Annotated in this window: 27 protein-coding genes; 16 read left to right on the top strand and 11 right to left on the bottom strand. The window is 46.4% G+C overall.

Annotated features, from left to right (window positions below; genetic code table 11):
* Window positions 1-11: 11 nt before the first annotated feature.
* The gene (locus C7460_RS05360; protein WP_115867050.1) at window positions 12-2,690 is read right to left on the bottom strand and encodes an ABC transporter permease; all 2,679 of its coding nucleotides are present in this window, start codon (window positions 2,688-2,690) and stop codon (window positions 12-14) included.
* A complete protein-coding gene (locus C7460_RS05355) occupies window positions 2,690-3,022 on the bottom strand; it encodes a PadR family transcriptional regulator (protein ID WP_115867049.1) in 333 nt (110 codons plus the stop codon). The genes C7460_RS05360 and C7460_RS05355 overlap by 1 nt, the downstream gene beginning before the upstream one ends.
* Window positions 3,023-3,188: 166 nt before the next feature.
* Between C7460_RS05355 and C7460_RS05350 the strand changes: the two genes are divergently transcribed.
* From C7460_RS05350 to C7460_RS23635, 4 genes are all read left to right on the top strand, one after another.
* Complete coding sequence (locus C7460_RS05350) at window positions 3,189-4,106, top strand: SRPBCC family protein (RefSeq protein WP_115867048.1); 918 nt, start codon at window positions 3,189-3,191, stop codon at window positions 4,104-4,106.
* Window positions 4,107-4,759: 653 nt separating this feature from the next.
* A complete protein-coding gene (locus tag C7460_RS05345; RefSeq protein ID WP_115867047.1) occupies window positions 4,760-4,942 on the top strand; it encodes a hypothetical protein in 183 nt (60 codons plus the stop codon).
* A gap of 76 nt (window positions 4,943-5,018) precedes the next feature.
* A complete protein-coding gene (locus C7460_RS05340; protein ID WP_115867046.1) occupies window positions 5,019-5,945 on the top strand; it encodes a DMT family transporter in 927 nt (308 codons plus the stop codon).
* A 17-nt stretch (window positions 5,946-5,962) separates the two neighbouring features.
* On the top strand, window positions 5,963-6,118 hold the full coding sequence (locus C7460_RS23635; RefSeq protein ID WP_170147897.1) for a hypothetical protein: 156 nt from the start codon (window positions 5,963-5,965) through the stop codon (window positions 6,116-6,118).
* Between the two features lie 236 nt (window positions 6,119-6,354).
* Here the strand turns inward: C7460_RS23635 and C7460_RS05335 are convergent, their stop codons facing one another.
* Both C7460_RS05335 and C7460_RS05330 read right to left on the bottom strand, forming a co-directional pair.
* Window positions 6,355-8,478: a hypothetical protein gene (locus C7460_RS05335; RefSeq protein ID WP_147302861.1), complete on the bottom strand. Its 2,124-nt coding sequence runs from the start codon at window positions 8,476-8,478 to the stop codon at window positions 6,355-6,357.
* A 45-nt stretch (window positions 8,479-8,523) separates the two neighbouring features.
* The gene (locus C7460_RS05330) at window positions 8,524-9,741 is read right to left on the bottom strand and encodes a bifunctional alpha/beta hydrolase/OsmC family protein (protein WP_115867044.1); all 1,218 of its coding nucleotides are present in this window, start codon (window positions 9,739-9,741) and stop codon (window positions 8,524-8,526) included.
* A gap of 152 nt (window positions 9,742-9,893) precedes the next feature.
* On the opposite strand from C7460_RS05330, the gene C7460_RS05325 reads away from it, so the two are divergent.
* Both C7460_RS05325 and C7460_RS05320 read left to right on the top strand, forming a co-directional pair.
* Window positions 9,894-10,523: a DUF6134 family protein gene (locus C7460_RS05325; protein WP_147302860.1), complete on the top strand. Its 630-nt coding sequence runs from the start codon at window positions 9,894-9,896 to the stop codon at window positions 10,521-10,523.
* Window positions 10,520-11,557 carry a DUF697 domain-containing protein gene (locus C7460_RS05320; protein WP_115867042.1) on the top strand — a complete coding sequence of 346 codons (1,038 nt, stop codon included), beginning with the start codon at window positions 10,520-10,522 and terminating at the stop codon, window positions 11,555-11,557. Before C7460_RS05325 ends, C7460_RS05320 begins: the two co-directional genes overlap by 4 nt.
* On the opposite strand, the gene C7460_RS05315 is transcribed toward C7460_RS05320, so the two are convergent.
* The 7 genes from C7460_RS05315 to C7460_RS23630 all read right to left on the bottom strand — a co-directional run bounded on the left by C7460_RS05315 (window position 11,554) and on the right by C7460_RS23630 (window position 15,828).
* Window positions 11,554-12,054, bottom strand: a complete 501-nt coding sequence (locus C7460_RS05315; protein ID WP_115867041.1) for a hypothetical protein — start codon at window positions 12,052-12,054, stop codon at window positions 11,554-11,556. The genes C7460_RS05320 and C7460_RS05315 overlap by 4 nt on opposite strands.
* 150 nt (window positions 12,055-12,204) lie before the next feature.
* The gene (gene ftsY / locus C7460_RS05310) at window positions 12,205-13,158 is read right to left on the bottom strand and encodes a signal recognition particle-docking protein FtsY (RefSeq protein WP_115867040.1); all 954 of its coding nucleotides are present in this window, start codon (window positions 13,156-13,158) and stop codon (window positions 12,205-12,207) included.
* A 150-nt stretch (window positions 13,159-13,308) separates the two neighbouring features.
* Window positions 13,309-13,464 carry a DUF4295 family protein gene (locus C7460_RS05305; RefSeq protein ID WP_115867039.1) on the bottom strand — a complete coding sequence of 52 codons (156 nt, stop codon included), beginning with the start codon at window positions 13,462-13,464 and terminating at the stop codon, window positions 13,309-13,311.
* Window positions 13,465-13,466: 2 nt separating this feature from the next.
* The gene (gene rpmG / locus C7460_RS05300) at window positions 13,467-13,649 is read right to left on the bottom strand and encodes a 50S ribosomal protein L33 (protein ID WP_115867038.1); all 183 of its coding nucleotides are present in this window, start codon (window positions 13,647-13,649) and stop codon (window positions 13,467-13,469) included.
* A gap of 61 nt (window positions 13,650-13,710) precedes the next feature.
* Window positions 13,711-15,159 carry an aminopeptidase P N-terminal domain-containing protein gene (locus C7460_RS05295; RefSeq protein ID WP_115867079.1) on the bottom strand — a complete coding sequence of 483 codons (1,449 nt, stop codon included), beginning with the start codon at window positions 15,157-15,159 and terminating at the stop codon, window positions 13,711-13,713.
* Window positions 15,160-15,365: 206 nt separating this feature from the next.
* Window positions 15,366-15,605, bottom strand: coding sequence for a 50S ribosomal protein L28 (gene rpmB / locus C7460_RS05290; protein WP_115867037.1), 240 nt, complete (start codon window positions 15,603-15,605; stop codon window positions 15,366-15,368).
* Window positions 15,606-15,672: 67 nt separating this feature from the next.
* Window positions 15,673-15,828, bottom strand: a complete 156-nt coding sequence (locus C7460_RS23630; RefSeq protein ID WP_170147896.1) for a DUF5522 domain-containing protein — start codon at window positions 15,826-15,828, stop codon at window positions 15,673-15,675.
* A gap of 88 nt (window positions 15,829-15,916) precedes the next feature.
* On the opposite strand from C7460_RS23630, the gene rocD reads away from it, so the two are divergent.
* From rocD to C7460_RS05240, 10 genes are all read left to right on the top strand, one after another.
* Entirely contained in the window at window positions 15,917-17,203 is a 1,287-nt protein-coding gene (gene rocD / locus C7460_RS05285) for an ornithine--oxo-acid transaminase (RefSeq protein WP_115867036.1), read from the top strand.
* A gap of 14 nt (window positions 17,204-17,217) precedes the next feature.
* Window positions 17,218-17,466, top strand: coding sequence for a hypothetical protein (locus tag C7460_RS05280; protein ID WP_115867035.1), 249 nt, complete (start codon window positions 17,218-17,220; stop codon window positions 17,464-17,466).
* Between the two features lie 94 nt (window positions 17,467-17,560).
* Window positions 17,561-19,312, top strand: coding sequence for a tetratricopeptide repeat-containing sensor histidine kinase (locus C7460_RS05275; RefSeq protein WP_115867034.1), 1,752 nt, complete (start codon window positions 17,561-17,563; stop codon window positions 19,310-19,312).
* A gap of 107 nt (window positions 19,313-19,419) precedes the next feature.
* Window positions 19,420-21,231, top strand: coding sequence for a tetratricopeptide repeat-containing sensor histidine kinase (locus tag C7460_RS05270; protein WP_115867033.1), 1,812 nt, complete (start codon window positions 19,420-19,422; stop codon window positions 21,229-21,231).
* Window positions 21,232-21,251: 20 nt separating this feature from the next.
* Entirely contained in the window at window positions 21,252-21,668 is a 417-nt protein-coding gene (locus C7460_RS05265) for an antitoxin Xre/MbcA/ParS toxin-binding domain-containing protein (RefSeq protein ID WP_115867032.1), read from the top strand.
* Window positions 21,665-22,126 (top strand): RES family NAD+ phosphorylase, encoded by a 462-nt coding sequence (locus C7460_RS05260; protein ID WP_115867031.1) that lies wholly within the window; start codon window positions 21,665-21,667, stop codon window positions 22,124-22,126. Before C7460_RS05265 ends, C7460_RS05260 begins: the two co-directional genes overlap by 4 nt.
* A gap of 98 nt (window positions 22,127-22,224) precedes the next feature.
* Window positions 22,225-22,887, top strand: a complete 663-nt coding sequence (locus C7460_RS05255) for a response regulator (protein ID WP_115867030.1) — start codon at window positions 22,225-22,227, stop codon at window positions 22,885-22,887.
* A 6-nt stretch (window positions 22,888-22,893) separates the two neighbouring features.
* The gene (locus C7460_RS05250; protein ID WP_115867029.1) at window positions 22,894-23,646 is read left to right on the top strand and encodes a sulfite exporter TauE/SafE family protein; all 753 of its coding nucleotides are present in this window, start codon (window positions 22,894-22,896) and stop codon (window positions 23,644-23,646) included.
* A 95-nt stretch (window positions 23,647-23,741) separates the two neighbouring features.
* A complete protein-coding gene (locus C7460_RS05245; RefSeq protein WP_115867028.1) occupies window positions 23,742-24,590 on the top strand; it encodes a hypothetical protein in 849 nt (282 codons plus the stop codon).
* A gap of 102 nt (window positions 24,591-24,692) precedes the next feature.
* Window positions 24,693-25,700, top strand: a complete 1,008-nt coding sequence (locus C7460_RS05240; RefSeq protein ID WP_147302858.1) for a hypothetical protein — start codon at window positions 24,693-24,695, stop codon at window positions 25,698-25,700.
* Window positions 25,701-25,712 lie beyond the last annotated feature (12 nt).

Raw genomic sequence — 25,712 nt, 5'->3', positions numbered from 1 at the left:
GCTTCGGAAGCTTACTCCACTCGCAGACTTTTGACGGGATTGAGCCGGGAAGCACGCCAGGCATGGTAGCTGATCACCAAAAAGGCTACGAAAATGGCGATAAATGCGCTAGATATAAACATATCCACACCGATATCCACACGGTAGGCAAAATCCTGTAGCCATTGGCGCATGAGCCAGAGCGTAATGGGTACGGAAAGTGTGACGCCCAATACCAATTGCCAGCTAAACGTTTTGGCCAGCAGCCCAAAAATCTCGTAGCGCGTAGCCCCGATGACTTTTCGGATACCGATTTCTTTTTCTCGGCTATTGACCACCAGCACGGTGAGCCCGAGTAGCCCCATCACAGCAATGAGGATGGAGATGACCGTAGCGACAGTGACCAGTTTATTAAGGCGTGCTTCATTGGCATACTGCCGCTGGATGGCTTCATCTATAAAATGGTAGCTGAGGCCCACGTTGGGGAAAAGCTGCTCCCAGGACTCTTCCAGGATGCGCTGCGCCTGCACGAGTTGTGAGCCGGAGTATTTAAACATCAGTTTGGGTAGCATGGAGTCAAACACGTTGACATCTGAGATGCCTTCAAACAAAGGCATGGGGTTTTGGGTGATGACCAGCGGCTCCACTTCTTCATGGAGTGATTGAAAGTGAAAGTCTTTTACAACTCCAATGATCTGGTGCTCACCGAAATTTTCTCCTGGAAGCTTTTTCCCGATAGGGTCTTCCAGACCAAAATATGCCACCGCGGCTTCATTGAGGAGTATCGATTGGCGCTTGTCCAGTCCGCTTTTGGCTTCAAATCCCCTGCCAGCTACAATGGGGATCTGAAAGGCGTTGAGGTAATTGTCGTCTACCGTGAGCAAGCGAAACTGGCGAAAGGCTCCCTGCTTATCCGGAAAGCCGAGTAAGGCCCATCCTGCACTACCAAAGGAATGGCTTGCGGTGGTGAGGTCTGCCACCTGAGGGTGTTTGGCAAGCAGAGTCATAAGTAGCTCGGCATTGGCGCGGGCCGATTCCATTTGCTCCATCATTCGGCCCTGCGTGTCTGAGTGCATGTTTACCGCCACTACGGCTTCATAGTCATAGCCCAGGTCTTTGCTTTGTAAAAAGGCTATTTGCTTGCGCATGATGAGAGAGCTGCTGATCAGCAATACGGTGATGGTAAACTGGCAGGTGAGCATGACTTTTCGTACCCAGTGCGACTCAGGGGAGCTACCAGAGGCTTGCAAAATGCGCATTATGCGTGTGTTAGTCAGGATGACCGCAGGGTAAATGCCGGAAATGACTCCTACCAAAACCCCTACTGCTAAGCATACCATGACGTGCTGCCATTGGAAGGTGTACTCCAGATCCGCACCGGTCAGCCGATTGAAAACGGGCACCAGCCAGATAGCCAGCACCGTGCCGATAAGCATGGCAACGAGTGCTATGAGCACACTTTCACTCAGATACTGCGCCATTAAGCCTTTTCTGTTTGCCCCGAGGATTTTGCGCATGCCCACCTCTTTGGCGCGCTTGATCGACTGGCCGATGGCCAGCGTGGTGTAGTTGATACAGGCGATGAGTAGCACAAGTAGTCCTATCACTCCTAATACATAAACGTAAACCGGGTTGCTCACCGGCGCAATGCCTACGGGTACTTCGGTGTTGAGGTGGATGTCCGTAAGCGGCTGAAAGCCGATGTTGTATTCCCCTCGATTTACTTCCTCCCCGATGTAGCGCATTACTACGTCTTGAGTTTTTTCCTCAGCATCTGCAATGTTGCTATTTTCATTTACCAACACGTACGTTTCTGGCCCCACCATCATCCAGGCTTGTAGTACTCTGGGGTTCATCAGGTCCTCATAGAGTAGGTTGGAGATGGCCAGATCAAACTGGATGCTGGAGTTTTTGGGAATGTCTGAGATCATGGCCGTGATGGTAAACGGCACGAACTGCTCATCCAGTTGAAGTTGGAGGGTTTGCCCAACCGGGTTGAGGTCTCCAAAGTATTTTTCTGCATACCTTTTAGAGATCACCAAATCGTATTTGCCAGCGAGTGGAGCTTTTCCGGACCCGGCGATAAATGGGAAGTCGAATACCTCGAAAAAATCCGGGCTAAGCAAGGCCACACGTTCTGAAATGCTTCTGTCTTGCGTGCGAGTGACGGGGAATTGGCGTTGGTCATACTGCACCACCCGCTCAAACTCTGGGAAATCACTTTCGAACAGTGATTCGAAGCGGATCGGCGTTACGGAGTTGAAAAAAGTTTGCCCTTCGCCATAATCTTCTAGCAGCCATGCCCTGTAGATGCGGTCTTTTTTGCTATGAAAGGTATCGTAGGTGCTTTCCTGCCAGACATAAAGCCCCATAAGCACGAAGCAAATAATGCCTATGGTGATTCCAGCAATGTTGAGTACGGTGTTTAGCCAGTCTCTCCAGAGGACTCTGGCGGCTACTTTGAGGTTGAGTGAGGACATCATAAGCGTGTTGTTTTTGAGTACATTGTTTTTTTTGATAGCTGACCACCGCAAGGAGCGCAATACCCACCAGGCAAAATGCCTGCGGGCCTGGGCGGGTGATGCTGTTTGGCATTTCCGATCGAAAAGCTCAAAGAGGTCACCTTCCAGGTCTTCGAGAAGGTCTGGGTCACAGTACCAGTGCAAAAAGCGGACGGCCCACCTGGGAGGATTGGTTGGTTGCAAACGCATCAGATGGTACTAAAGGTCAGTTTCGGTAGCCGATGGTACAGTGCAGTTCTTACTGCCATGGAGTCGTCCAGCACCGCTCTGCCTGCAGGCGTGAGTGTGAAGTAGCGCTTGCGTCGGCCGCCACGCTCCGCGGTGGCTCCCCGCATTTCGGATACGACAAACCCTTTTTTCTCTAGTCGTCGAAGTACCGAATGGATGGCGGTGATGTCGATTTTACGACCAGCCTGCTCGGTCAGTTCATCCAGAATGGTCACAGCATAAGCATCCTTCATGAGCACACCTACCGTCAGAAGGACTAGCTCCTCCAACTCTCCAATGGTTTCCTTTTTCATCGCTTTCGATCAGTTTGTTGTATTTACGTACAAGTTATATTTATTGTTGTTTTGTACAAGTTAATAAATGTGAAATTTCGAGTGATTTGTTTTTGAGATGGATTGTAACGATTGGCATTCTTAAAATCCTTAACTTTCTATAGTAAACCAAAAAACTCCTTTCATCATGCCTAAAATGAATATCCAACGCTCCAAACTGATCAATGCGCCCATAGCGCAGGTATACGATAAGGTGGCAGACTTTAGCCACTGGACAGCCTGGTCTCCCTGGCTGCTCATGGAGCCCGAAGCTACCGTGACGGTAAGTGACGATTGCAAGTCCTACTCCTGGGAAGGTCAGCGGGTGGGCTCTGGCGAAATGTCCATAACGGATGAAGCTGCGAATGAATGGGTCAATATTGATTTGACATTTTTGAAGCCATGGAAATCTCATGCGAAAGTGCGGTTTGAGTTGAAGCCAAAGGATGACCAGACCGAGGTAACGTGGTACATGGACAGCAGCCTGCCGTGGTTTATGTTTTGGATGAAAAAATTGACCGAAGCATTCATCGGTATGGACTATGAGCGTGGACTCAACCTACTCAGAGATTATTCAGAAGACGGTGAAGTGCACTCAAAGCTGGAGTTTGTGGGTGAAACGGACTATCCGGGCTGCGACTATGTGGGCGTAACCAAGACCTGTGCGATTTCTGACATTGGTGCCGAAATGAGTAAAGACTTTGAGGCATTGGGAAAATTGACGGCTGATAGCGAAGTGACCAACGAGCCTTTTTCCGTCTATCATAAATGGGATATGGTGGGCCAGAAGGCAAAGTATACCGCGGGTATCCCCGTGGCTAAAGTCCCGGATGAACTCCCTGATGGAATGATTTCTGGTAAGCTGCCTGCAACGAAAATCTACAAATTGCGTCATACCGGACCCTACGAGCATCTGGGCAATGCATGGACCACAATGATGAACATGCAGCGAGGCAAGGCCTTCAAACACCGGAAAGGAATTCATCCGTTTGAAACGTATGTGAGTGATCCGTCGAATACATCACCAAATGAGCTAGTGACAGATGTCAATTTTGCAATCAAATAGCGTTTTGCTTGAAGATTATGAAAAAGGCCACTCTATGGTTTTGGGATTGTCAATGTCCAACGATTTGAAGAACCGATATTTTAGTAGTTCTGCCTTCTACTTTCCTACTTTTCCATTGATGAAAAGTAGGCAAAAATCTAGGGCTGTATTCATTTCTTAACGTGATTTAGTACTTCATTGCGGGAAATAAAAAAACTCACAAATGAAGCATGAGAGATGTTTTTTTTGGCATCTATTTCACATGAAAAAGTTCAGTTGATTAGTCTATTGCATCAATGCTTCATTTTCTCAAACAGTTTTTATTTCTTATCCGCCATGAAATACTAAATCTCTAAAATGAAGAATGCCCAAGCGGCACATACTTAGATCGATAAGTTACTGGGGACAATCCGGTCTTTTTACTTTACTAATGCTATATAAAACAGCAGAGTATAGCTTAAAGCGAACCGTGACTGAAAATCCCCAATTCAAAATGAAGTAAAGGCTTGCTAGGTGGCTGTGACAGATGTCAATTTTGCAATCAAATAGCGTTTTGCTTGAAGATTATGAAAAAGGCCACTTGATGTGGCTTTTTTATATAATTATTTGGTGATTGATGTGTTTCATTACTATTTTCACAATGAAACCTAATATTTACTAAATTTCCTTTTGCAATGACTTTGCTTCGCGTACATGACTCCCAACAAGACCTTACGGTAAAATTTGTGAAGATGGCTCGCAACCGCTTTCAAAAATATGGCATGGATCAGAAGCAGCGTCAGGAGGTATTTCTACAAGGTCAGGAGATGGGATTTTGCAATGACGAGATCCGTGTCTTGCTAGAGGATGTGCGTTAAGCATCCGCACTTTTACAATCCAAAATTCAGATCATTTTTACTAGCTAACCTTCGGTGAGGCTTATCTTGCTGCCCCATGAACAATAGCCGATATCTGGGCGTCACCCTGGCAGTCACAGGCATTTTACTTTTTTCTAGCAAGGCGGTGCTGGTCAAGCTCGCCTACCAATACGGCGCAGACAGTGTGTCCTTACTCTTGCTGCGGATGCTTTTTGCCTTTCCGTTTTATATGGTCATTGCACTGCTGAAGCGCCCGCAGACGGAGGTATCTGGTAAGGATTATCTGTGGATAGTGGGGCTGGGCATTATCGGTTATTACCTGGCCAGCTACCTGGATTTTTTAGGGTTGCAATATGTCAAAGCCAGTCTCGAGCGCCTGATTCTATTCGTCTATCCCACGCTGGTTTTATTGATCTCTTTTGTATTTCTGGGCAAGCGTGTTTCCCGCAGGCAGATAGCCGGGGTGGTGGTGACTTACCTGGGCGTAGTGGTAATCTTTGGCAGTGAGCTTACGGCCTCTGGTAGCGAAAATGTGCTTTTCGGAGGGTTGTTGATCTTTTTGAGTGCGCTGACTTACGCAGGATACCTGGTGGGCTCGGGCTGGATCATTCCAAAAATCGGAGCGAGGCTCTTTACTTCCTATGCTATGATGGTTTCATGCATCGTGGTGGTGATCCACTTTTTGTTGCAGCCGCACTCGTCTGTGGAAGGAGTTTTTGCTTTTGAGGAGGAGGTCTATTGGCTGGCACTGCTCATGGCAGTGTTTGCCACGGTGGTCCCTTCCTTTCTGATCAGCTATGCCATTCGGATGCTTGGCGCTAATACCTTTTCCCTGTTTGGAAGTCTGGGACCCGTGAGCACCATCGTGTTGGCTTATTTCTTCTTAGGAGAAACACTCACCTGGTGGCAGGTAGCAGGTGCGCTGGTAGTGATCAGTGGCATTTTCCTCGCAGAGAAGGGCAAGGGGTTAGCTAGTATTGATCTCAAAAAACGATACATTTGATATAGAACTCCTTCAGATTGGAAAAGCAAAAACAGAAGATATCAAAAAGTACTGGTGCGGAGCACCTTAAGCAGAAAGACTTTTTTCAGATAGTGAGGTCTAGCCCAAAGCGTAAAGTATTTGGCGTGGAAGGACTGGAAGTGATGCTCAAAAAAGCCGGTAAAGACATTTAAGTTTTTTTCTAATCTTTTCACAATAAGGCTATATGCCGTAGGAGAAGATCCTTTAGCCCAGCTTCCGGTTGGGCTTTTTTATTGTGATTAATGCACAAAATAGTGGGTTCCTTTTCGTACATCGGTCTTGTAAAAGGCTCCGATTTCTACCAATTGATGGAGGTCACGTGTCGAGATGTGATTTATAGCTCAATAGATGCCTGAAATATGAGCGATAAAAACAAATCTATCGCTCATTACAGCCGCACGCGTATCCCTGGACCGACAAGAAAGAAGGGTTTCTGCGAACTCATAAGATAGCCAAAGCCTGCATAGAGTGGGAAGGTGAGTCGGTTGTCACTACTGGTAGGATAGAGCGAGCCGATCACCACCAGCCCTACATCCCGGCTGTTGTTGTTGTCCGAAAAGTTGAAGGCATCGATGGCTATGAACCCAGCACCTACTTTCCAGGGCTGATATTTGGCGATCTTGCCGGGCTGATAAAAGCTCATCTGAGCGATCATGGCGAACGAAGGTCCTCCGAAATTGGCAAACTTTTCGGTGCCATGCTTGAGGATGAGCAGTCCTGCAGGAAACGATACGTCGATATCAAAATTATACTCGCGCTTCAGGTGGATTCTCACTTTCTTGGTGCGGCCCTCTCCTCCATACTTGTCTTTCAGGTGGCTGATCTCCAGCTCTATACGCGACCACTCGTCTAGCTCACTTGTCTTTTTGGAAATGTAGTTGTTGAGGTTGATGTCATCGGGGAGGCAGTTTTTGGTATCGTAGTTGACAAAGCGCGGGGAGGCTTCATTTGGGCAGATCACCAGCTGGTCAAATTGATATAGCTCGATCAGGTTGCCTTTTTTATTGGAGATTTTCACCTTGATAGTAATGTACTGAGGCCCATACAAATCACTGCCTGCATCGATTTGCGACCGGTCAAAATCAAATACCAGGTCGGTAAGCGTGTGCTCGTAGTAGATGGGTTTGTCCACATCACTTAAGCGCATGGTGCGGTCACCAAAATCCAACTTGATGAAGTCAAACTCTCGTGGTTTTTGGTATTCCACCACGCGAAGTGATTGACCTGTAGACTCGTTGTGATTAAAAATCTCTATGTTGTTGGCATTGATCGAAAGGGGCACTTTGATGCGAAACAGCGAGATGTGCTCGTTTTTGATCAGGGAGTCATACTCCAGGTTGCTGGCTCCCGGAAAACTAAAGTTGGCCTTATGCAGTCCCTCGCCTTCCAGGCGGATATTTACGGTTTCGCCAGGGTGTACGGCATTGGTCTTTTTCCAGTCTTTGCCGTCTCGCTGGATGTAGATGCTTTGAATGCGCGTCTTGGGCGTAATGTCCACGTTGGTGACAAAGCGAGGCACATCGCCATCTTTGATATACAGATATCCCTCAGACTTGCGGTGGAATGCGTAAGGGCGGAGCAGGCATAAAATTTTGTCGTTGTTGAGCCGGGCTTTGGTGTAAAGCTCAGCTATCAGCGGTCCGCCTGACTCTTCCTGGTTTTCGATGCGGTAAGTTTTGTTGAGCCGTAAGAAGCGGTTATTGTCCAGCTGTACTTCTATTGGCTCAGTTTTGTCCTCCCCAGGAGTGACTTCCTGCTGGTCAAACTGAAGGAAGACCAATCGGCCCGATTTGATGCTGAACTGATACTGAATAGGTCTGAGCTCATAGTGCAAATCTCCATTGCGCATATAAGGTTTTTTGAGGCGAATAGGCACATTAAGTATTTGTTCGCCCAGTGCATTGGGCAGGATGTGCAGGAGCAGGTTGCCTCCTTCGCGTGTGATTCGGTAATTGATAGGCAGGCCTTCGGTCCACCGGTTGTCGATCACGATATTGTCCACATTGTTGGTCGTGAGCTCAAAGACCTTTTCCTCTCCGATAAACACTTCCTCGTTGCTCGGATACAGCTCGACGTATGTTTGCGTGTAGGGAAAAAGTGGGAGTTCTACCAGCTCGGAGTTGGTGGAGTCCATGGTGACATCCAGTGTAAACTTCACAAACTCACTGTTGGTAAGCCCATTAAATTTCACCTTGAAACGTGCGTATTTTTCAAAAATCAGCAGAGAATCTATCTGAAAAAAGTCACCGGAAGGAATCAGACGAATAGCTTTGGGAGCTTGTTCATCGAAGGTAAGGTAAACTTCGGCAACTTCTTCCTCGTCATTGTAGGCAAAGGCCAGTTGCTCTTTTCCTTGTCGGAAAATGGCATCTCTTTGGTAGGAGTACTCCATGGTGTCTACCAGTAGACGAGCATCTTTGAAGTAGCTTCCCGGAAAAACATTTTGTGCAAAAAGTGGCTGACAGGCAATGCAAACTATCAGCAGGCTAGCGCTTAAAAGTTTTTTCATCATGTGATCCCTTTGCCACAAAGATAGGGCCAGCATGCACACTACTCCTTAAAAATCTTTTACCTCCTGGGTTTCGATCTTAGGGCGGCCTTCCAATGTCTTGTGTACCGGGCATTTGTCAGCGATTTCGATCAGGCGTTTTCGCTGCTCATCTGTAAGCTCTCCTTCCAAAATAACTTTTCGCGCTATGCGGTCAATTTTGTTTTTTTTCTCCTCGGAGTTTTCACCATCCTGGGCGTGTATTTTTTTGTGGGTGAGCTTTACCCGCACTTCTTTTAGGTCTAATTTTTTATGATCGGCATACATGCGTAGGGTCATGGCGGTACAGGTGCCCAGTGCGGAGAGCAGGTAGTCATAGGGTGATGGCCCCAGGTCCGTTCCTCCGCTATTTTTAGGCTCGTCTGCAATGAGTGGGTGCTTGCCGGCAGAGATTTCGGTGAAGAACCCTTCGCTGCCTATACGCGTCCAAACTTCCCCTTCTGGTGCTACCTCCGGCGCTTGCTGGTCAGTAAGGTATCTGGAGGCCCAGGGTCCTACGATGCTGCCTACGTAGCGTGAGTTTTCCGGGTCACTCATCAGGTGATCTGAGCCATCTAGTGTAATGAAACTCTTGGGGTGCATAGCATTTTCGTAGATTTCGGCTGCATTGTCGATTCCCACTATTTCGTCCTGAGGCGAGTGCAGTATGAGGAGTGCTTTGTCCAGGTTGTGGATCACTTCTTTGGAATCCTGAGCTTCCAGGTCATCCAAAAACTGTTTTTTCATTTTGAATGGCCGTCCACCGATGTTTACTTCGGCTTCTCCATTTTCTTTTAGTTTTTCTTCATCTTCAGAAAAGAGCTTTTTGACATGTGTGGGGTCCGCCGGAGCGGCTATAGTCACCACAGCATTTACTGCTTCCATTTGGCCAGCTACATGTAGCACGGCAGCTCCTCCCAGCGAGTGTCCCATCAAAATTTGTGGAGCCTGATGATGCTCGTTTAGGTATTCGTAGGCTTTCACCAGATCGTTGAGGTTGGAGGAAAAGTTGGTGTCGGCAAATGCTCCTTCACTTTGGCCCAGGCCTGTAAAGTCAAATCGCAAGACGGCCATTCCATTTTGGGTGAGTGCATCGCAGATGTTGTCTACCGCTTTTAGGTTTTTGGAGCAGGTAAAACAATGGGCAAATAGCACAAAGGCCTTTGCCGGGCGGGCGAGCGGAAAATCAATCCTACCCGAAAGTTTTTCACCGTCGGCGTTTTCGAAAAATATTTTTTCAGACTTCATATGCGATAGTTAAGTGTCAGGTACTGTTTGTGTTCTTGTCTAAATCAAGTCTTCTGAATATTTGTGTAAAACTCAAAACATGCACTTCATATCCTAAGCTTCATTATATTCGTTAGGTCTTACAGAACATTAACTCATCAATTCGCCTAAAGTTGCTTAAGACTACTGCGCTGTTCATCGGTTTTATCCTAACTCTGACCTTATCTGGTCAGCGACTTACCTATGATGTCATTCGTAATGGCAGCTCCATGGGCGAAACTTTGGTGGAGCGAAAAATAACCGAAGGCCGTGTAAAGCATCACCTGAATACCAAAACGGAGTTTCGCATTTTGTTTTCCTTCAAAGTGGAATATGATCTGGAAGAGACTTTCGAAAACGGAGTGTTGATTTCCGGGACGAGTTTCAACACACTCAATGGCAGTGTGCAAAAAGAGACGAAAATGAAGAAGCTCGCCAACACCTATGAGTTGGTGGTCGATGGGATCACTACCACGGTAGATGAGCCACAAATTACCGAATCTGTTGGGGAGATTTATTTTGAGGAGCCTTTCGATGGTAAAGAGGTGTATTCCGCCTATTTTGCCAGGTATCTGACGTTTGAAAAGGAAGGTGATCATAAGTACTCCCTGACTTCTCCCGATGGCACCAATGTATATACGTATGAAAACGGTATCTGCACGCGGGTAGATATTACTCGTGATTTTGCATCGTTTAGTCAGGTTTTGCAACCTGAGCTGCTGGCAGCCGTGAGAAATAAGAAGATCCTAAACCAAACGAAATGATACAGACCCTGCGAAAAATAGTCTTGCCACTGGCACTTGTTGTGCTTATTGGGTTCGTGTTGTTTTTGGTCAACCAGGTGTCTGGCCTGTATATCCTGCTAGGTGGTATAAATGAATTGCTTGCGCTGGCTGTGGTAGGAGTAGTGAGTGCGGTGCTCCTGGGCTTGCTGCTTTGGCCTTTGGTAGTGTACCTAAAGCTGCCTGCTCCACTCAAACTACCCGGCAATGAGCAGGAACTGGTGCGATACCGCGAAAAGCTGCTTAAAAGGTTGCAAAAAAACACCTTGCTCAAAAGGGAAGATGCAGTGCCTCGTAACGTAGCAGGTCTGGAAAAATCGTTAGAAGTGCTGGATGCCAAAGCCGGCAAAGTCATTCGTGAAACCGCATCGGCTGTTTTTTTGACCACATCAGTATCTCAAAATGGCAAACTGGATGCTCTTACGATTTTGGCTACTCAGTCACAAATGGTCTGGAAAGTAGCGCATGTATACTATCAGCGTCCTACTTTGCGTGAGTTGGTGTATCTGTATGCCAATGTGGCCGGCGCTAGTTTTCTGGCATCAGAAATCGAAGATCTGGACATCTCCCAGCAGATAGAGCCAGTGGTGAAATCTTTTGTAAAAAACTCTGCCGGTCGGAGCCTGCCAGTGGTGGGTCCTACTGCTCATCTCGTGCTGGATTCTTTACTGGAAGGGAGCACTAATGCCTTTTTGACGCTTCGTGTGGGGCATATCGCCAAAAAGTATTGCAGCGCCAATGCAGTGACCCACAAAGGGAAGCTCAAGCGGGAGGCATTCACTGTTGCGGCCAAAGAGCTGAAAGTGATAGTGGTCAATTCCTCTGCGAGCATCATGGCTGGGCTGATGAAGGCCACGCGCAAAGCTGGTTTGGATACCCTCAAATCAGGTTTAGACAGCATCCGTCAAACCGGTGAAAAGGTGGCCGATGGGGTGTCTTCGCTAGGTAAAAAGGTGAATCCTTTCGGTAAAAAAGAAAAGAAGGTAATTGAGGAGAAAGCTTCTGATCCTTCCTAATTTTTTGGTTTATATAACCCATCAAAGCCTGGTGTCCATGTTTTGCCTTCATCTTTCGAGTCTTCGAAAAGCTGTCTTACTGTGCCATCGGCATTGGCAGTGAAAGTCAGTCTGGATCGGAGCAGCTCTCCTTTATTGTTGAGGTATTCACATTCAAACTGCAGCATTCCCGGGCCACTCTCAGTTTCCACATATTCCAATACTCCTCCGTTGCTATCTACCCATACCTGGTGCCATTTTTTGTCTTTTCGGGAGTAGTAGTTGATGCTTTGGCCAGAGTAGCCTGTGGGCGTGGTGTAGCTTTCGTGGAGGGCACATCCTCCTTCAGCTAGTGAGATGATGTTCACTCCTGCTTTTTTGCCTCGTGCAAAGACATCCCACTCGCCAATCCAAAAGTCAAAATGTCGGTAGTTGGAGTCTGCCTCGCAGGGTCGCTGCTGGCCATGCGTTGTGAAGAATGCCAGCAAGAGAATGGGAAGTAAGGTTAGCTGTTTCATAGGATAGGTTTTACTACGAAACAAAGAAGGGAAGAATTACCCTTAGTTTAGTGCTTGCTTTAAAATGATTTTCAGGGAATAGAATGACATTACCCCATGGTTTGCGCATAATTGGCTCCAGTACTTTGTAGGCAAGCCTTGATTGAATGCTTACTTCTTAAAAAACGAGTCAACGAACTCTACTTTGTTGAACACCTGAAGGTCTTCCACTTTTTCTCCCACACCGATGTAACGTACGGGGATTTTAAACTGGTCCGAGATACCGATCACCACACCACCTTTGGCTGTGCCGTCTAGCTTGGTGATGGCCAGAGAGGATACTTCGGTAGCTTTGGTAAACTCTGTAGCCTGAATAAAGGCATTTTGCCCGGTGCTGCCATCGAGCACGAGCATGACATCATGTGGTGCTTCAGGGATAAAGCGCTGAATGACTTTTTTAATTTTGGAGAGCTCATTCATCAGGTTGACCTTGGTGTGTAGCCGGCCAGCCGTATCGATGATCACTACGTCGGCGTTGTTGTCTACGCCATATTTGGCGGCATCAAAAGCTACGGATGCAGGGTCGGTATTCATGCCTTTAGATACTACGGGCACACCTACACGCTCGCCCCACATGATCAGCTGATCTACCGCCGCTGCCCGGAAGGTATCTGCCGCGCCGAGCACTACATTTTTACCAAGAGCTTTAAACTGCGCTGCTAGTTTGCCAATGGTAGTGGTTTTGCCTACGCCATTTACGCCTACTACGAGGATTACATAAGGCCCGTCTACTTTTGGCAGGTCGAAACTTTCGAGATCTGTGGTGTTGTTCTCGGCGAGAAGTGCCGCGATTTCATCTCGTAGAATCTGATTAAGCTCGCCAGCATTGAGGTACTTGTCCTTAGCTACGCGCTCTTCGATCCGGTTGATGATTTTTATGGTAGTATCTACGCCTACATCCGAGGTGATGAGCACTTCTTCTAGTTCGTCGAGCACTTCATCATCTACGGTGGACTTACCCACCACAGCTTTTCCAAGCTTGCTAAAGAAGTTTTCTTTGGTCTTTTCCAGACCTTTATCGAGTGACTCTTTTTTTTCTTTGGAGAAAAAGCTCTTTAAACCCATAATGGTAATGCGAAAAATGTAGACGGAAAATACTAAAACTGCGCTATCAACAACACTTCTGGTGAAGATACTGTTTTGGTCGCAGCTTTTTAAACAAAAAAGTCCCTGCATAGAGGGACTTTGTTTGAAAGAATATTTTTAAAGGCTGGCTTAGTTTTTCTTAGCCAAAACGTTTTTAACCTCTCCTTCAGGAACCATTTCCTCTCTGTAGGCATAATTGCCGTTTTCAGTCTTTACGGCTCTGATTACTTTTGCGAATTTCGCTCCGCCGGGCTGCTTTAGGGTTGCAACTACTTTCTTAGCCATGGTTATTTAATTTCTTTGTGTACAGTATATTTTCTCAAAATAGGGTTGTACTTCTTAAGCTCTATACGCTCAGGAGTGTTTTTCCTATTTTTTGTGGTGATGTAACGTGAAGTGCCTGGCTGGCCGCTGTTCTTATGCTCAGTGCATTCCAGGATTACTTGTATTCTGTTGCCTTTCTTTGCCATATTCTTGTGCCCAATTATTAAAAGGAGTGCAAATGTAGAAAAGAAATTTTATTCACACAACTTATTCTTCCCCCAAACTAGGTAAAATAAAGGCATCTAATGGGCTAGGCTCTTTCATAAGCGCCTCTATTTCATCACTTTTTCGTGGTGCTTTGTCAGAAAGCAGCTCATACCCGTCTTCGGTAATCAGGATGTCATCTTCGATTCGCACAGCTATTCCCCACCATTTTTTTGCACAAGGAGCGCCTTTGGGGATGTAGATGCCCGGCTCAATGGTGATGGCCATGTTGGGCTCCAGATATTCGTAGTTGCCTTTGTCATGAACATCCAGGCCGATATGGTGACCTAGTCCGTGAGGATAGTAAAGATGCTTTTGACTTACGCTATCTATGATGCCCAGCTCTACCAGTCCTTCGTTGATGATGCGGCGCGCGATGGCCATGTCCAGGTCTCTGGCGATGTTCATGCCAGGCTTGCAAGCCTCTATGGCTGCTTGCTGCGCTTTATAGACCAGGTCGTAAATAGCCTTTTCTTCTTTGGAAAATTTACCATCTACAGGAATGGTGCGTGTTACATCTGCCGTATATCCGTGATACTCGGCTCCCAGATCCATCAGGATCATTTCATCACTTTCTATTTCGGGTTTGTAGTTATCTATATAATGAAGGATGCATCCATTGTGTCCGGCGCCTACTATGGAAGGGTAGCCTTCATACTCTGCCTGATATTTTTTGAAGATAAATTCATGGATGCCTTGCACTTCGCGCTCACTCATGCCGGGCCTCATGGCTTTCATGACCTCACGCTGAGCGATGCAAGATATATCCACAGCTTTGCGTAGCAGGTCAATTTCTTCTTTGGTCTTGATGCCGCGCAGATCTTTCATGATTTGATCCAGAGTTTCCATGTCCAGGTTGTTGGCCTTGGGCTCTAGTTCCAAATCGGCTTGCGAGGGATAATTTACCTTTTGCTTGAAGGCTGCTATTAAGTCGTATAGGTCTGCTTTATTGTTAGTGTCGCGTACGTCATTGAAAAAGTCGTAGAACAGTACTTTGTCAAACTTGGTGAAATCAATGTTATAGTCGGCAAATTCGGTGTTGTTGAAAACCGTATTGAGAGCGAGCTGCTCTGATACTCCTGCGGTCCCTAGTCTGCGGCCTGTCCACATTTCAGCCATTTCGTTGCGCGGCTGTACAAAAATAATTTCATCGGTGTTGCCCTCGGGTGTTTCCTGAGGCTCTTTGAATATCAGTAAAACAGCATGTGGCTCGGTATAACCGGTGAGGTAGTAAAAGTTCGGGTCCTGATGGTATACATAGTCTACATCATTGGAGCGGTTGCGCACGGGGTTTGCAAACAATACTGCCACTGAATTGGCAGGCATTTTTTCTCGAACAAGCGCTCGACGCTCTTTATGAAACGCAGAGCTTAAAAAATCATCAGGTTTGTTCTGTGCATTCAGTGCGAATGTCAGTAGTATGAATCCTAAAAGTGCCGTGATGTTTTTCATGGTATGGGTCATTGTTAAATGTTCGTAATTACGTGTTCTAAGCGTTTTGCTAAGATAACGTGTCCGGCCTGGAGAGGGTGATAGTTTTTTATGAGTGGTAGGTGGTGAGGTGAAAAAAATGGACACCTACGATTATAAACTAAGAAAGCCCAATCTCGCTATAGCGAAACAGGGCTTTTCAAATATCTATTTAGGAAAGAGAGGAATTAAAGAGAGGTAGTCCCTTTAAGTCTTGCTTTTTTGATCTCGTTGTAGATTCCGTTTTTGTTGATCGTTCTCAACATAGAAGTAGACACACGGATGGTTACCCATCTATCTTCTTCAGGAATGTAGAATCTCTTTTTCTGAAGATTCGGGTTAAATCTTCTCTTTACTTTATTGTTAGCGTGAGAAACGTTGTTTCCTACTCTTGGTCTCTTTCCTGAAATTTCACAAACTTTCGACATGATTCCTCGATTTTTTAAAAACGGACTGCAAAGATCGTAAGAATGAGGAAATTAACAAACCTTAGTGTTATTTTCTTTTAAATCCATACGGACAGTGTCTGCACCCATTTTTACAGCAGTAGCCTCTTTTGAGGAGATACTTTTCTGTAAATACCATAAAGCCTTCAGGTGTAAAATAGAAATCTTCTTTTTCTAGCTGATTAACTTTCTTTTGCTCTTTCATGCAAGCGCTAAAATAGTACTTTTGAAACCTCAAAGCCGCGGCTTTGTTATGGAGATAAGAGAGCGATTAATTTAACCCGAATAACGAAATGGCAACAACGACAACTAAAAAAGCAACCAGCAAAGATTTTATCGAACTCGAAAATAAACACGGAGCGCACAACTACCACCCCTTACCAGTAGTGCTCGCTAAAGGTGAAGGTGTACACGTGTGGGATGTAGAAGGTAAGAAATATTATGATTTCCTATCGGCCTACTCTGCAGTAAATCAGGGGCACTGTCACCCGAAGATTGTCAATACACTAAAGGAACAGGCTGAGACACTGACACTCACTAGTAGAGCATTTTTCAATGATGTACTGGGGCCTTATGAGCAGTTTATTACCAGGTATTTTGGTTTTGATAAAGTACTGCCGATGAATACCGGTGCCGAGGCAGTGGAAACGGCCATCAAGATCGCTCGGAAGTGGGGCTATGAGAAAAAAGGAGTAGAGGAGAACAAAGGACAAATCGTGGTTTTTGACCAAAACTTCCACGGGCGCACCACCACCATTATTTCTTTTTCGTCCGATGGTGATGCCAAGCGCAATTTTGGTCCTTACACGCATGGGTTTATCAAAGTGACTTACAATGATGTGGATGCCCTTCGTGAGGTGTTTGAGGATAATGACAATATAGTAGGTGTACTAGTGGAGCCTATTCAAGGAGAAGCTGGGGTAATTGTCCCGAGTGAAAACTTCCTCGACAACATCCGCAAGCTCTGTAAGGAAAACAATGCGCTGTTCATGGCAGATGAGATACAGACAGGCATCGGTCGTACAGGAAGCTTACTGGCCGTATGTGGTGATTGTACCTGCAAGGGACACTGCGAAAAGCAATCCTCTTATGTGACGCCTGATATTTTGATATTAGGCAAGGCTCTTTCTGGAGGTGGCTACCCAGTATCCGCAGTGTTGGCCAATGATGAGGTGATGGAAGTAATCACTCCGGGTACGCATGGTTCTACCTTTGGGGGTAACCCACTAGGGGCTAAGGTGGCGATGACCGCTCTGGAAGTGATTCGTGATGAAAAGCTCACACAAAATGCCCGCAAACTGGGGCAAATCTTCCGTGATCGCATGGAAAAGCTCATCACTAAAACAGACCTGGTATGCCTTGTACGAGGAAAAGGCCTGCTCAATGCGGTAGTGATCAACGATCACCCGAGCAGCAGTACCGCATGGGACATCTGTGTGAAGCTGAGCGAGAATGGCTTGCTGGCCAAGCCAACACATGGCAACATCATTCGCTTTGCCCCTCCTTTGGTGATGAGCGAAGAGCAACTGCACGAATGCTGTGACATTATAGAGAAGACTATCTTGAATTTCAAGAAATAAAAATTTCAGGGTCCATGTTTGACGAAAACAAATCGCTGGATCAACTCCAATCTGAGCTGGCAGACAAAAAGGAAGACCTTTTTCTCTGTCAGCAGGATTTGGAAAAGCTACGCAATGAAAACATTGCGCTGAAAAACTTCATCCAAACCCTCTACGAAAGCTGTGAAGGGCTCGAAGGCACAGAGCTTTCCCTGGAGGAGGTGCTGGATAACCTCAAAGACAACATCCGTCGGTTTTCTAAAGACCATCAGATCTACCTGTGAAAATTCATTGGAAAAAATGAATTGATAATCGAATCCTTCTAGGTGAATTAAGGGCAAAGTTATATTTTCGTCACTCGCCGAATATTCGCCTATTATGAAACCTATTGCCTGCCTATTGGTATGCCTGATGCTTTCAGGCAACACTTTTTCTCAATCATTTTATGATCAGTTGGCTGCTGCCAAAAAAGTGTCTTGCCAGGAGACTCTGACTTTTCTACAAAAACAAGATACTGCCCAGCTAGAAGCTCCTGTCCTTGCAGACTGGTTCAAAGAGCTGGGGCTTGCTCACTACTGTCAGGGAGAATTTGCACCTGCGGTGGAGGCATATCAGCGTGCAGTGCTTGCCTATGAGCAAGTGGGTAACTCTGCCCTACAGTGCGAAACCATCAACCTGATCGGGACGCTGATCAAAAAGCAAGGGGATTACGATCAGGCCAGAACCTATTTTGAGGAGGGCTACCAGCTGGCCAGGGAATCGGGAGATGAAATTGGAATGGGAAATAGTCTCAATAACCTCGGGGAAAGTTTTTTACAGCAAAATCAACCTGAAAAGGCCCTGGAGTACTTTTTTCGATCCAACGAACACAAAGAAGCAGCGAAGGATACCTTTGGCTTGAGCTTTAACTACGACAACATTGCTCAGGCATACTCACAGCTTGAATCACATGATCAGGCCATTGTGTACTTTGAGCGAGCAGCTAAATTTAAACTTCTCAGTAAAGATTCTGTAGGCTATGCGATCGTGCAAAATAATATTGGTGAAGCACTCTATCAGCGTCAGCAACTGGAAGAAGCACTTTCTTACTTCCAGAAGGCGTTGCCTATAGCCGAGCGGGCAAACTTTCTGGATTTTGTCCAACATATCTATGGCCAAATGGCCAAAGTCAATGAAGACCTGGGTGATCACCGTGCCGCTCTGGCACACTTTAAGCAGCGTACGGCTGTGCGTGACTCCATTTTTAATATTGCCAAAAACAAGGAATTGCTAGAAATCAATACCCGGTACGAGACAGAAAAGAAAGAACGTCAAATAGCCGAACAAAAAGTGGCATTGCAGCAAAAAAATATACTCACTGCAGGATTGGTGGGGGGGCTGATTGTGCTGGTGGTGGTAGGTAGACTGATGCTGCAGCGCAGGAGACTTAGATACGAAAACCAACTAAAAGAGGAGCAAACACGAACCAAGGAAGCCCAAATAGCGGCATCAATAGCCTCTCAGGAAAAAGAGCGCTCACGGTTTGCCAAAGACCTCCATGATGGCTTTGGTCAGCTAATATCCATACTCAACATCAATTTGAAATCACTGGAAAACGGTGCCAACAACAGGCAAGAAGTCTTTGAGGAATCGGCCAAAGTGCTGGAAGAAATGTACGGCGAACTGAAAAACATTTGCTTTAACCTCATGCCTCAGACACTTATACAGAAGGGACTGCCGGCGGCTTTGAATGAATTTGCTGCACGAGTGTCTGTTGCTGGAAAACTGGTGGTAACCACTGATTTTTTCGGGGTGGAAGAGCGGCTTTCAGACCTCCAGGAAATCTCCCTTTACCGAATCACACAAGAATGGGTAAATAATATTGTGAAATATTCGGACGCCAAAAAAGTCTCCATTCAAATCACGAAAGATGAGCATGAACTAACGCTGATGGTGGAAGATGACGGCTCAGGATTCGATAAGCAAAAGCTAATCAGCGGTTCGGGCAATGGCTGGAAAAACATAAACTCCAGAACAAACCTGATTCACGGAGAACTGGAGTTGGAAACGGTAATTGGCAGGCGCGGTAATTCGCTCATATTGAATGTGCCGGTAGCTGTCCACACTCAGTCAGAATTACGTGAAGCTTAAGATTGCCTTGCTTCTCATTTTATTAGCCACTCTACCCGGAGTTTTTCAAGATGGCTATGAGGTAACTAATCCGTAGAAACCTCCTATCTTTCCTAAAATGTCAACACATGAAAGTTTGGATTTTAGGCCTGGGCGTGCTTTTGTGGTGCGCATGTGAGCAGTCTGGCATGCCACACACCATTACAGATGATGCCAAATGGGTGGATTCAGTGAATACGCACTTTTACAAAATATACAGCCGCAGCTTCGAAGAAGCCAAAGAGCTGACCTCACGGGCAGTGCGCTACTCCCAAAAAAATCAATGGCCAGAGCGTGAAGCCCTTGCCCAAAAGAATCATTCGGTGATTATGTATATGACCGGCCACTACGACCGGGCGCTGGCTGCCGGCCATAGAAGCTATGACCTGTACGACTCGCTCAAGGATATAAGTGGTATGGCCAGAATCTGCAATGAGTTGGGTAATTACTATCGAAAAGCTGGAGATCCATCTAAAGCATTGGCAATGTGGGATGAAGCAGAGCACCTAGCTAAAGAAGCCGGAGATCAAGAAGCATTAGGTACGGCATACGGTATGAAAGGGACATTTTACTGGATCCAGAAGGATTTCGAACGGTCTGATGCCTACTACCTCAAGTCCTATCAAATACGTGTGCAGGAGCAAGACAGTGTCGGGCTGGGCTACGCACTCATAGACCTGGCGGATATGGAGCAGCGGAAGGGAAATCTACAGGGTGCCGAAGACTACTTTCGTCAGTCTAACGATATCCGGTCTAAAATAGGTGACTACCAGGGTCTGGTGGACAACTACAAGATGATGGGAGATATGTACCGAAAAGAGCAGATGTGGCCTGAGGCTATACAAAATTATGAGCAATGCATTGAAGCTTGCAGTGCTTTGGGGTATCCGGATTTGGCCCGAAAATCATACGATTCTTTGGCAAGTATCCACCGTATTGTGGGTGACTATGATCAAGCGTTTTATCATTTGCAAAAAGCTGAAGCGCTGGAAGACAGCCTTTTTAACATTGAAAAATCAAAAGTTCTTGCAGAACTGCAAACCAAATACGAAACTGAGAAAAAAGAGCGTCTTCTCGCTGAGCAGCAGGTAAAAATCCAGCAGAAGGACATGATTACATTGGGTGTGCTGGCGTCTGCATTGATCTTACTCACGTTGGGCTTTCACTATTACAAGCGCAAAAAACTGGCTTTCCAAAACAAGCTAAAAGAAGAACAAAACAAGCTGCGTGAGGCCCAAATCACAGCGGCTATTACTTCTCAGGAAAAAGAGCGCTCTCGGTTTGCGAAAGACCTCCATGATGGCTTTGGTCAACTGATATCTATTCTTAACCTCAACTTACGTTCACTAGAAAACAATGGTGCTGACCGCCAGAGCATTTTTGCCGAATCTGAAAAGGTGCTGGAAGAAATGTATGGCGAACTGAAAAACATTTGCTTTAACCTCATGCCTCAGACACTTATCAAAAACGGGCTGCCAGCGGCTGTTCGGGAGTTTGCCGCACGAGTGTCTGCTTCTGGCAAGTTAAGTGTGCAGGTGGATTTTTTTGGCTTGGAGGAGCGCCTTAGTGATCTCCAGGAGATTTCGCTCTACCGCATCACACAAGAGTGGGTCAACAACATTCTGAAATATTCTGATGCGAGCCGAGTCACTATTCAGCTTACTCGCGATGAGCAGGAATTGACATTGCTCATAGAAGATAATGGCCAGGGATTTGAAAAGGGAAAACTACTAAATGGTAGCGGCAATGGCTGGAAAAACATGAATTCCCGTGCCAACCTGATCAATGGAGAACTGGAATTGGATACGGTGCCAGGCAGAATGGGTAACACGCTGATAGTCAATGCTACACTTGTCGAGGTAAGCGCTGAAAACTTAGAAAAAAGTGTAAAAATACAATGAGTATTGTGTAAATTTACACTATGGCAAAATACTCACAACAACCTGATCCAGTCAATATTCTCTCCGAGCCCACCGTGGCCTATGGCCAGGTGAGTTTCTACACATTGGCAGCCAAGGCCACTAGCAAGTCCTACATCAAATACCTGCTGGGCTTCACCAAAATGACTGTGGAGGAGCTCATTGAGTTGCTGCCTGTCTCTATAGATACCTACAAGCGCAAAAAAGTCTTTCAGCCACCTGTCACCGAGAAAATCCTCGAAATAGAAGAGGTATACCGTGAGGGGTTAGACGCATTTGGAGAAGGATTTTACCAATGGATGCAAACACCAAACATCACGTTTGGTAACGTGCCTCCCAAAAAGCTCTTACAGAATAGCTTTGGCATCCGCATGCTGCTTCAGCAGATAGGTCGTATGCAGCATGGCGTATTGGCATGAGGGAGGTTTATCGTATTTGTCACCAAAAGTATGCAGCCGATCTTAGCGGAAAAGGTGCCGGGCTTTTCGGTGGGCGTTGGAATCCTGTGGGCATGCCCATGCTTTACACTGCGGGTAGTATTGCTTTGGCGTGCCTGGAATATCTGGCGCACAACATGCACCTTTTTCAAGGCGGTGACCTATCGCTGATTACACTGGAGATTCCTGAGGATATCGTTCAACTAGCTTTGTCCGACCTGCCCGACCAGTGGCCGGCTTCCGATTCGGACCATCGAGTCAGTCAGCAAATGGGTGCAAATTTTCTTCAGCAAAATGAATGTCTGGCACTGGAGGTACCATCAGCTATCGTGCCTCAGGAGACGAATGTCTTGATCAACCCAATGCATCCTGAGGCTAGCGAGATAAAGATCACCAATCGAATAGCACCCTTTGTGCTGGACGAGCGCTTGTATCGCTAACAGCATTCACACCCAATATACCCTGCTCAGGGTATGGCAACCGACAAAAAGTTCAGCTTATTTAGCCAATGCGTGTACCCCTAAAGACGAAGCATGCTATGAATTTGCTATCTTTCTTCCAAAAAAACACTGCCTTATCTTATATGCGAATATTTCTGACTGATGATCATGCCGTACTCATTGGTGGCTTACAAAAAATCATTGAGGAACACTCAGAATTTCAGGTTGTGGGCACGGCGGGTACCGTGGCAGATACGCTCGATGCATTTACCCAGCAGCCGATAGACTTGCTCATTACTGACTACAACCTGCCCGACGATGATGGACTTTCGCTCGTGCGAAAAATCAAAAGAAAATATCCGGACACTAAAATACTGGTGCTTAGCATGCATGATGAGGCACACCTGGTAAAAGAAATACTCAAAGAGGGGGTAAATGGCTACCTGATCAAGAAGGACTCACACAAAGAGCTGATCGATGCGATCTATGCCATCAAGCAAGGAAAAACCTATCTCAGTTCTGATGTAAATGCCCTACTCATACATGGACTACACGGTGAAGGCGAGCAGCGCCTGCTCACCGAGCGAGAGCGCGAAGTGCTCAAGCTGATCTCTCAGGAGTTTACGAACAAGCAGATAGCTGAGGAGCTTTTCATTTCGGAGCGAACAGTGGAGACACATCGTAAAAACATCTTTCGAAAGACGAATACTAACAATCTTGTGGGCTTGATTAAGTTTGCCTACGCAAACAATCTCATCTAAGCGCACTTGATCGACCTTTTTTCTTTTCATCTGACTACCGCCGAGGTAGCTCTATTTTTCATTACCGCTTTGCTCATAGGCATGGCCAAAACCGGAGTGCATGGTGCCGGAATGGCTGCCGTTCCTCTGTTAGCTATCGTCTTCGGAGGCAAGCAGTCTAGCGGAATCCTTCTGCCCATTCTGTGCATCGCAGATGTATTTGCGGTGATTTACTATCATAGGCATACCAAATGGGGCCACTTGCTGCGGCTCTTTCCCTGGGCGGCTTTAGGCATTCTTATAGGTACTTATGTAGGCGAACAGATAGACGACCAGATGTTTCGGCTCATCATGGGTGTGATCATCATCGGGAGCCTGGGCATCATGCTGTGGCAGGAGCGCACTAAAAATCCCCATATCCCACAAGGACTATGGTTTGCTGCCTTGCTGGGAGTATTGGGTGGGTTTACTACTATGGTGGGTAATCTGGCGGGTTCTGTGATGGCGCTGTATCTACTGACCATGCGCTTGCCCAAAAACGAATACATCGGCACGGCTGCCTGGTTTTTTATGATCGTCAACTGGTTTAAGATCCCTTTTCATGTTTTTGCGTGGGAAACCATCACCTGGAATTCCTTCATGCTAGACCTGAGTACGATTCCCGCTGTAGCAATCGGTGCCTTTTTAGGAATTGTCGTGGTTCGGAAAATTCCCGAGATGTATTACCGGTGGTTTATTATTGGTACTACCGCACTGGCAGCAGTTATGATGGTTTTTTAGTCCGCATACCGTGCTCACGGTATATACAAATGCAGTGAAGATGGGATTACATCTGCACATGGTGAACGCGAATTTTGAAGAAAAAACGCCTAATCATGAAAACGATACTTTCTCTCATTCTATGCTTCATAATTTCATCAGCTATTGGTCAGCAGGTGACCTATCAGGTGCTCGAAGATCAGCCCGAAAAAGCCTATTCAAAATTTATAGCACCTGAGTTTGGGATGGACTACAATGCCACGGCACTCTGTATCTATGTGGGTGCCAATGCTCGCTATGGTTTGAGTGCGTTGGATCTGGAGGGCGCTTTTCGCTATGATGTGTACAATGGCATTGATGGACTTGGTGGCACTTTTTTGGTAGAAGGAGGAGGGTTTCTACCGCTAAAGTCTTTCAATAAGCAAAAGGACGTCCCTGTCATTCTGAGCTATAATCCCTATGCCGATACCAAGTACGAAAACGGCAAAAAATACAATATCGAAGAAACGAAGTACATCAAAGTACCGGATGGACAATACCTCAATCAGATAGGAGTGCGTGGTGGGGTGCACTACCGCAGGCTGGGGGCTCAGGACATGAGCTATACCACCACCTCCGACATCAATTTGGCCGGTGTTTACCTCGGTGGGCAGTTCACCTCGCAGGCTTATGTCAAAACTCGCGTAAACAATGATGTAGAGCGCATCGGAGCAGGGTTTTCGCGCTTTTATGGCGATGTATTGTTGCTGCCCGTTTCAGATATTGCCAACCCCGCTGCCAATGAGGGGCTCACGGCCGATGGTGTTTTTGGCTGGCGTGTAGGCTTTCAGTGGTATGTCAGCCCTCACGATGGAGATTATCGCTTTTTGGGGCCCTCGGTCTTTACTACAGAGATCGGTAAAAAACCACTCACCGGGTTCAATTTTAACCTCTCCTGGGGCTTTGCGTTCATGAGTAAAAGATAAGCGCTCCTCCGTGTTTCAGGGTATATGCATTTGCCCCCACGAGGGTATGTTTTTGGAGCCAGATGTTGAGGACCTTTGGATATCACCAAAATTTTAAAAATCATGAAAAAGCTCGCTTACACCTTACTATTCGTCGCAGCGATCTCATTTGCCGGCAATGCCCAGGAGCTATCGGAGGTATTTTCTACCAAAGGTGGCTATGGAGAAAAGAAGTTTAAAAAGGCACCCAAAAAGGCCTATATCGCTAATTTCAAAGTTTTCTTTCACGTGACTGCTTCGGCTACTGCCAAATCTCAAGGTGGCCGCCAGCTAGGTGGTGGATCTTATCGTGGCAATACCTCTACAACTATGACCGTAGCAGTAGATGGAGTAGATATTCCGGATTTTCAAAAAATCACCGATGAGGTCTACCAGCGCTTTGTGGAAGACCTCAAAAGCAACGGATACGAACTAATTACCACAGCAGAAGCAGCAGGGATTCCATTTTACGAAGATTGGGAGCTCAAAGACGGTGGAGAGGTAAACTACGCCAATCTACCGGGCTATGTATCGGTAACACCCACTGGCACGCAGTACCTGGTGAAGAAAGAAACCAAAAAGGGCCGTGAGAAAAAGACATTTATTGATCGCACGCCTCGCATATCTAAAGAGTTGGATGATGCGGTAGTCATAGAGGCGTCTTTCGCCTTTCCCTTCATCGAAATGAAAACAAACTCCTCCAATATGATTGGTTTTTCGTCGGTCAAAGCCAAAACTGATTTTCAAATGGGGTCTGCATTTGGTATGGATGGCATGACGTCACTCTACGAGCACTCGAGGGTCAAGTTTACCTCCGGCAGTGGACCGGGCGCCTCGGCCAATGCCTACCTGGTGGCGACACTGAAAAAGCCTGTTCCGATAGAAGGCGTGTTCAAAGACGAGAAGTTTAAGGAAGTATCAGCGGCATCTACCACACCAGCCTATTATGGAGTTGTATTTGTTACCAACAAAGTAGACCAGGTAACCAACACTGCCTCCTGTGACGGTGATCAGTATGTAGCCAGGACCACAGGGCTCATGAATGATTTTATTGATAAAACACTGACAGAGTTTTATGGGTACGCCCAGTAGCGATCGCTGATG

Origin of the sequence: Marinoscillum furvescens DSM 4134 (assembly GCF_003386095.1) — a bacterium.
Classification (GTDB): domain Bacteria; phylum Bacteroidota; class Bacteroidia; order Cytophagales; family Cyclobacteriaceae; genus Marinoscillum; species Marinoscillum furvescens.
The sequence above is the reverse complement of the archived record's forward strand: the minus strand, read 5'-3'. Positions and strand labels throughout refer to the sequence as shown.